Origin of the sequence: Streptomyces sp. A3M-1-3 (assembly GCF_024213665.1) — a bacterium.
Taxonomy (GTDB): Bacteria; Actinomycetota; Actinomycetes; order Streptomycetales; family Streptomycetaceae; genus Streptomyces.
Map to the genome: position 1 here is coordinate 59448 of NZ_JANAVP010000036.1, position 7903 is coordinate 67350.

The 7903-nt window shown below is 73.2% G+C and carries 3 protein-coding genes and 1 pseudogene; all 4 read right to left on the minus strand.

What is annotated here, in order from left to right; genetic code table 11:
* Positions 1-56: 56 nt before the first annotated feature.
* The gene (locus NLX86_RS30050) at positions 57-959 is read right to left on the minus strand and encodes a carbohydrate ABC transporter permease (protein ID WP_254374965.1); all 903 of its coding nucleotides are present in this window, start codon (positions 957-959) and stop codon (positions 57-59) included.
* Positions 956-2302, minus strand: coding sequence for a carbohydrate ABC transporter permease (locus tag NLX86_RS30055; protein WP_254374966.1), 1347 nt, complete (start codon positions 2300-2302; stop codon positions 956-958). Before NLX86_RS30055 ends, NLX86_RS30050 begins: the two co-directional genes overlap by 4 nt.
* A gap of 8 nt (positions 2303-2310) precedes the next feature.
* Positions 2311-3668 (minus strand): annotated as a pseudogene (locus NLX86_RS30060) (ABC transporter substrate-binding protein).
* A 196-nt stretch (positions 3669-3864) separates the two neighbouring features.
* Positions 3865-7452, minus strand: a complete 3588-nt coding sequence (locus NLX86_RS30065; RefSeq protein ID WP_254374968.1) for an FtsK/SpoIIIE domain-containing protein — start codon at positions 7450-7452, stop codon at positions 3865-3867.
* Between the last annotated feature and the right edge of the window lie 451 nt (positions 7453-7903).

Below are 7903 nucleotides of genomic sequence, written 5' to 3' on the forward strand. Positions count from 1 at the left end.
GCGGAGGACGGCCCGGTTAATGCACGATGGACCGTCCTCCTCCGTTTGTCGTTCCGCTACTTCACGGCGCCCGCCATCACGCCGGAGACGAACTGCCTCTGGAACGCGAAGAAGACGACGAGCGGGATCACCATCGAGACGAAGGCGCCCGGCGCCAGCACATCGATGTTGTTGCCGAACTGCCGGACCTGCTGCTGGAGAGCGACCGTGATGGGCGGGCTATCGGCGTCGGCGAAGATCAGCGCGACCAGCATGTCGTTCCAGACCCACAGGAACTGGAAGATGCCGAGCGAGGCGATCGCCGGGCCGCCGAGCGGCATGACCACCCGGGTGAACAGCCGGATCTCATTGGCGCCGTCGAGCCGGGCAGCCTCCAGCAACTCCCGCGGGATCTCCGCGAAGAAGTTGCGCAGGAGGAAGATCGCGAAGGGCAGGCCGAAGGCGACATGGAAGAGCACCACGCCGAGGGTGGTCCCGAAGATGCCGAGTTTGCCGAAGAGTTCGGCGACCGGGACGAGCGCGACCTGCACGGGAACCACGAGCAGGGCGACGACGAGCAGGAACCACCAGTCGCGGCCCGGGAACTCCATCCACGCGAAGGCGTAGCCGGCGAGCGAGCCGATCACGACGACCAGGACCGTCGCCGGGACGGTGATCAGCACCGTACTCAGCAGGGAGTCCATGACGACTTCGTTGTCGAACAGCTTGGAGTAGTTCTCCCAGGTGATCTGGGCGGGAGTGGTGAAGACCTGCCACCAGCCGCTGGCGCTGATGTCGGCGGGCGAGCGCAGCGAGGAGAGGAGCAGGCCGATCGTCGGCATCAGCCAGAACAGGCCGACGAGGATCAGGAAGACCCGCATCACGCCACCGCCCGTGCGGGCCGCTATGCGCGTGGCGAGGGGCTGCTTGGCCTTCACCGTCTCGGTGGCGCTCGTCGCCGGGGTTCTGGGGGCGCTCATCGCCGGGCCTCCCGTCGCATGCGCCTGATATTGAGGAGCATCACCGGGATCACCAGCAGCAGCAGGAGTACGGCGATGGCGCTGCCGACGCCGAGATCGGCGTCCGTGCCGAACGACGAGCGGTAGAGCTGGAGGGCCAGCACGTTGGCGTCGTCCTGGGACGAGCCGGGCGCGATGATGAAGACCAGGTCGAAGATCTTCAGTACGTTGATCATCAGCGTGACCAGCACCACCGCCAGCACGGGCGCCAGCAGCGGCACGGTGATCCGGCGGAACACCTGCCACTCGTTGGCGCCGTCCACCCGGGCCGCCTCCAGCAGGTCGCGGGGCACGCTCGCCAGCCCCGCGGCGATGAGCACCATGGCGAAGCCGGCCCACATCCAGACGTACGAGCCGATGATGGCCGGCGTGATCAGGCTGGGACCCAGCCAGTCGACTCCGTTGTACGGCTCGCGGAAGTTCGAGGCGGGGAAGCGCAGTTGCGCCCCGTCGGCCTTCTCGGAGAGCGTGAAGGTGCCGTCGGGCCCGGCCCGGGTGGACTCCACCACCCTGCCGTCCTTGACCGCCTCGATCCTGATGCCGGGGTAGCCGACCTCCTTGGGGTCGATCCGGTTGGTCTCTCCGCCGCCGCCCCGGGTGAAGTCCTGCCAGGCGGTACCGGTGACCTTGCCGGGCTCCGGCTGCGCGGGCTTGGCGGCCTCGGCGTTGTCCGGCAGCTGGTTCGGGGGTACGCCGACCAGCGGCAGGACCACCGGCTCACCCGCCTTCACCGGGGTCTTGGTGATGAACGCGCCGCCGCCGCCCGGCTCCAGGGCCGAGTCCCGGCCGGGGTGCGCCTTGGGGAAGGCGGAGGCCTCGGCGAAGGTGTCGTGCACGCCGACCCAGACGGCGTTGGCTACCCCCCGGTCCGGGTCCTGTTCGTACACCAGCCGGAAGATGATGCCCGCGGCGAGCATGGAGATCGCCATGGGCATGAAGACGATCAGCTTGAAGGCCGTGCCCCAGCGCACCCGTTCGGTGAGGACGGCGAAGATCAGACCGAGCGCGGTCGCGACGGCCGGCGCGACCACCACCCAGATCAGGTTGTTCTTCACCGCGGTCAGGATCGTGTCGTCGGTGAAGAGTTCGGTGTAGTTGTCGAAGGCAGCGAAACTCTCGCCGGACTGGTCGAAGAAGCTCCGGTAGAGCGAGTACCCGATCGGGTAGACGACGAGCGCGCCCAGCAGCACGAGGGCCGGCAGCAGGAATCCCACTGCGACCGTCTTGCGCGTGCCGGTCACGCTCTTGCGCGGTCCTGCGGGGGGCGCCGGCTTTCCGGTGCCCCCCGTGGCGGCTGACGTCATCGCGTCCGTCAGCTCTGGTACGCCTTGGCCGCGTCGGACTCCAGCCTCGCTTGAGTCCCCGCGACATCCTTCGGGTTCTTCAGGAAGTCCTGCAGTGCCTTCCACTCGCCCTTGCCGGGCGTGCCGCCGAAGGACTGCGGTGCCTGGTCCGACATGTCGAAGCGGAAGTCGTCACCCGCGGCGATCAGCGCCTGGGCGATGTCGCGCTGGATGTCGTTCGGATACACCGCCACGTCCAGGGACTTGTTGGGCGAGATGAACCCGCCCGCCTCGGCCCAGACCTTCGCCGCGTCGGTGGAGGCCAGGAACGTCAGCAGGGCCTGGGCACCCTTGGTGTCCTTCAGCGCGACCGCGACGTCACCACCGGACACCACCGGGGACTCCGCGCCCACCGCCGGGAACGGGAACACCTTGGCGTCCGTACCGATCTCGGCGTCGGTCTGCGCGATATTGACGGCGACGAAGTCGCCCTCGAAGACCATCGCGCCGTCCGGCTGGTCGCCGCCGGTGAACGTCTGCGTGACGGACTTCGGGAACTCCGTCTGCAGCGCGCCGTCCTGGCCGCCGACGAGGAACTCCTTCTTGCCGAACAGCTCGCCCAGGGTCGTCAGCGCGTCCTTGACGCTCGGGTCCGTCCACTTGATCTCGTGCTTGGCCAGCTGGTCGTACTTCTCCGGGCCGGCCTGGGAGAGGTAGATGTTCTCGAACCAGTCCGTGAGGGTCCAGCCGTCCGCGCCGCCGACCGACACCGGCGTGACGCCGGAGGCGGAGACCGTCTCGGCCGTCTCCAGGAACTCCTTCCAGGTCTTGGGCTCCTCGGCTCCCGCGTTCTCGAAGACCTGGGCGTTGTACCAGACCAGCGACTTGTTGGCCGCCTTGAAGTACACGCCGTACTGCGTGCCGTCCACCGCGCCCAGCGTCTTCCAGCCGTTGCCGTAGTTCTTGTCGAGCTGCGCCTTGGCCTCGGCGCCGACCGGCTTGGCCCACTTCTTCTGCACGGCCTGGGTGAGTGCGCCGACCTGGGGGAGCATCGCCACGTCCGGCGGCTGCCCTCCCGCGATCTTTGTACCGAGGAAGTTGACGATCGGGTCCTGCGCGGGAACGAAGGTGACGGAGGCGCCGGTGCGCTTCTCGAACTCCTTCAGCACCTTGGTGAAGTTTGCCTGCTCCGGCCCGGTCCAGACGGCCGCGACCTCGATCTTCTCGCCGTCCAGCTTGGGCAGCTGGACGGTTGCCGCTCGCTGCCGCCCGGTGTGTCCTTGTCGGGCTTGTCGCCGCCGCAGCCGCTGAGCGCGAGTGCGCCAGCGGCGACTACCGCCAGTACGGTCTTTCGTGTGCCTCTGCGTGTGTGAAGAGTTGTGCGCATTACTGCCCCGTCTCTCCCGTTGCGCGTACGAACGCCCGCGCGTGCGAACTGCCGCATGCGAGTCACGGCCGCGACCGTTCGTGGCTGTCCCGTGCCGACAGTCCTACGCCGGGTGTTGACGGCCCGCAATAGCGCCGCCGATGTCAAGAGGGCGATCGTGATCCCGTTGTGACCACCCCCTGGGGGCGGTGCGCGGTCAGCCGGTGTTGCCGGGTGCGAACGCCACCGGTGTCGCGTCCACCAGACGGGCCGCCCGGTCCAGGGCGCTGGCCAGCAGGGCCAGGTCCGTCGGGCCGTTGCCCAGTTCCCGCACCGGCCGGCGCGTCGGGGGGTCGCCCATCCGCTCCCATTCCACCGGCACGACCGTCGGCCGCAGCGTCGCCGTACGCGGAATACGCCCCGTCACCCGGCCGCCCTGGAACGGCGTCACCCGGCCGTCGGGATGGTGCAGCTGTCCGCGCCCGGCGGCGGCGTCCTCCGTCGCGGCCAGCACCACGCGCAGCGCGGCGCCCCGCGCCAGCTCCGTGTCGGCCGTACGGTCGGGCCGCGCCGTCGCCGCGACCAGGTGCACCCCGAGCCGCTCGCCCTCCCGGGCCACCGCTTCCAGTACCCGTACGACGGATCCGGCGGCGGGCCGGCCCGTGCTGCCGAGGGCCGGCGCGACCAGCGCGTCGAGGTCGTCGACCAGTACGACGAGCCGGGGCAGCGGGGTCGGCCCGGCCACGGCCGTACGCGCGGCGGCCGCGGCCCGCAGCCGCAGCGTGCCGCTCGGCGGCGAGTCCAGCTCGCCGCGCTGCTCGGCCGCGCTGGGCGGCCGCTGCGCGACCATCCGCCCGGCCACCTCGCGCTGTGCGTGCCACTCGGCGAACCCCAGCGTGCCGAGCAGTTCGGCGCGGCGCTTCAGCTCGGCGCCGAGGGCCTGGGCGAAGTCCCGCATCCGCACCGGGTCGGTGGCGACCAGGTGGGCCGAGACGTGCGGCAGTTCCGTACAGGCGCGCAGTCCCTCGCCGCGCTCGCCGCCCGCGCCGTCGACCAGTACGAGCCCGAGCCGGTCGGGCCGCGCGGCGGCGCACAGGGAGGCGGCGACGGAACGGAGCAACTCGGTGCGGCCGCTGCCCACCGGGCCCTCGATGAGCAGGTGCGGGCCCTCCGCGACGAGTTCGGCGCCGACCGGTCCGCGCTGCCCGGTGCCGAGGACCACCTCGGCATGGCCGCCGACGCCCTGGCCTTCGTCGGTCGCCGCGGCCCACCGGGCCATCAGGGAGGCCGGGGTGGCGCGGGCCAGGCCCAGTTCGTCCAGCAGCCGGGCGGCGGCCGGCAGCGCGGTGGCCGACCGTGCGGGCCGGCCGGGCTCCGCGCCGTCCGCGCGCAGCGGGGCCACGGCCCGGGCGAACCGCTCGGCCCAGGCCGCGGACACGGCGTCCACCACGGCGACCGCGCCGTGCCCCGCCGGCTGCCTGTGCGCGGTGCGCAGCAGCCGCAGCGCGGTGGCGACATCGCCGCTGAGCAGCGCGACGGCGCCGCATTCGCGGAAGGCGAGGGAGGCCGAACAGGCGGCCTCGTACGTCGCGGCGACCGGCGAGACGGGCGAGGCGGCCGGCGTCTCGGCGAGACAGAGCAGATGAATCCCGGCGGCGGCGCCGGCCGCGGCCAGCCGCGCGGTCGTCTCGCGGAGCACGGCGGAACCGGGGTCGCCGTCCACGATCACCACCGTGTACGGACCGGTGTGCCGCCACGCCGCGGCGGCGACGGCCGCAGGCTCGGCGGAGGCCCAGCCGGGGCCGAGCGGGCCGTCGTCCAGCCGGCGCACCAGCTCGGCGGTGCGGGCGGCGGCCTGCTCCCGGTCGTACGCGAGGAGCAGCCGGCAGTCCTGGCCGTGCGCGGGCCGCAGGTGCGGCAGCCAGCCGAGCCAGGACCACTCCGCGGTGCGCTGCGTCAGACTCCTGGCCCGGTCGGCACTGATCAGTACGATCTCGAGGTCGTGGGGCGCGTGCAGTGCGGCGAGCTGGGCGACCACGGACCGGGCGAGCCCGGACAGCCGGGCCCGGGGCCCGGCGAGCCCCAGCGAACCGGCCTCGCGCAGCCCGACGGTGACCGGCACGGCGGGCAGCAGCCCGGCGCCGTCCGGCGCGGGCCGGTCGGCCGTACCCAGCCGGAGGACGAGTGCTTCGGGGTGCCCCGGGCCGCGCTCCCACAGTCGGGGCCCGGGCCCGAGGGCGGTCAGCAACAGCGAGGCGGCATCGGGCCAGGCCTCCGGCGCGGGTGCCTCGGCGGCGGGCTGCGGGCCGGTAAGCGCGGCCTCGACCGCCGGCCCGGACTCCCGCCCCCCGGCCAACCGCCGAGCCCAGGCCCCTATCCCCCGCCGCCCCCACCCCGCCCCGTCCACACCACCGCGCCTGCCACCCGCAGCCGCCCCGCCAAGGGTGGCCGCGCCGCCTCCGGCTGAGCCCCGTGCCTCGCGTGCTGCGGAACCGGAATCCCCGGCCGGGCTGCCCGCCGGGACCGCCCTGCCGCTACCGGCGCCGAGGTCCGTCCCGCCGCGGGTGGCTGTTCCGTCTCCGGCTGAGCCCCGTGCCTCGCGTGCTGCGGAACCGGAATCCCCGGCCGGGCTGTCGACCGGCCCGCTCGTGCCGCGGGTGGCGCCCGGAGCCGTGCTGCCGCCGGAGGCGGAGCCGCGCGTGGCGGCGTAACGCACGCAGTCCTGGCCGCCGGCGGCCACCCCGTATACAGCCGTGCCCTGTTCCTCGCCAGAGGTCCCGGCGGCCGTCCTGCCGCCGGAGGCGGAGTCCCGCCCGCTGGTGGTGTTGTCGCCGGGCTCACCCATGCCGCGTCCGCCGCCCGCGTCCGCCCCGCCACTGTGGGCGGCGAAACGCACGCTGTCCGCGCCCCCGGCAATCGCGCTACCGCCGGTGGGCATCCCGCCAGGGGGCCCAGGCCTGGCGGCCCGGCCGGCGCCCGGCCTGCTCGCGGCACTGGCCGTCGATGGCGAGTAATGGCCGGTCGCTCCACGCGCCCCGTCGGCAGCCGGCCGGCCCGCGGCACCATGCGGCGCCTGGGCCGGCACACGGTACGCCCCGGGCTCCGTGCCGCGCTCGGCCGGCCCGGCGCCCGTGCCGGCACCGCCGTATGGCGCAGCCGCCCCCGTCGGGGGTGGGAGGCGTAGGTGGCCCTCCGCGTCCGGGGTGGTGGTTACCCGCACCGCCCCCGGCGGCGCGAGGCGCAGTCCCGACTCGCCCACGCGCAGCAGCGCGCCGGGTGTCAGCCGTACCGGGCGGTCGTGGACCTCCGAGCCGTCCACGGACGTGCCGTTCGTCGAGCCCAGGTCCGCGACCGAGACCCGGCCGTCCTCGGCCACCGTCACCACGCAGTGCAGCCGGGACACATCCGGGTCGTCCAGCGGGACATCCGCGTCGGCCGACCGGCCGATCCGGATCTGGCCGCCGTGCAGCAGATGGACACCGCCCGCGTCGGGCCCGGCGACGACATGGAGCTGCGCCGACACCCCGTCGGCAGGCGCGTCGTCCTCGGCCGGCGCCTGCAGCGACAGCACCGCGCCGTCGACCAGCGGGGGCTCGCCCAGCGTCCGTCGCTGCGCGTCGAGCCGCTCCTGGCCGGCGTACAGCACGACCGCACCCGTGACGTCCGGGCCCATGACCGTGGCGGCGAGCCCGGAGGCGACCGCGGCCAGCGCGGTCCCCGCCGGGGCGGTGACGAGCACGTCGCAGGCGCGTGGCGGCGCGGTCTGGCCGCTGCGCGGCCCGAGGACGGTCAGCCGGATCTGCATCGCCGTCAGCGGTCCCTTCTGCGCGGGGTGCCCGGCAGGGGGAGCGGCAGTGAGCGGCAGTGACCTGCCCCACACACCCCCCCACCCGGCACGGACGCGTCGTCCGGTACAGGTCAGCCCGGACCACGGGGCTCCCGACCCCACAGTTCCGTGCTGGGGGCATCCTCGCACCTGCCACTGACAACACGCCCGGCGACCACCATCAAGTGATCTTGATTGGTCGGCTGTGGACGTAAAAGTGCCTGCTTGGGACCGCCGATGGCCTGCGCGACCAAGCTCACACCCGGCCCCCGCGGACTGCCGCACGGCAACCATCCACCCGGTACGGGCGTCTTCCCCACCAACGCGAACCGGCCGGTGTTCCACCGGGCACCACTAGATGATCGATTCCAAGGGATGGGTTGCGCGCATGAGACGAGGGCGTCCAACGTCAGTGTGTGAAGACAGAGTT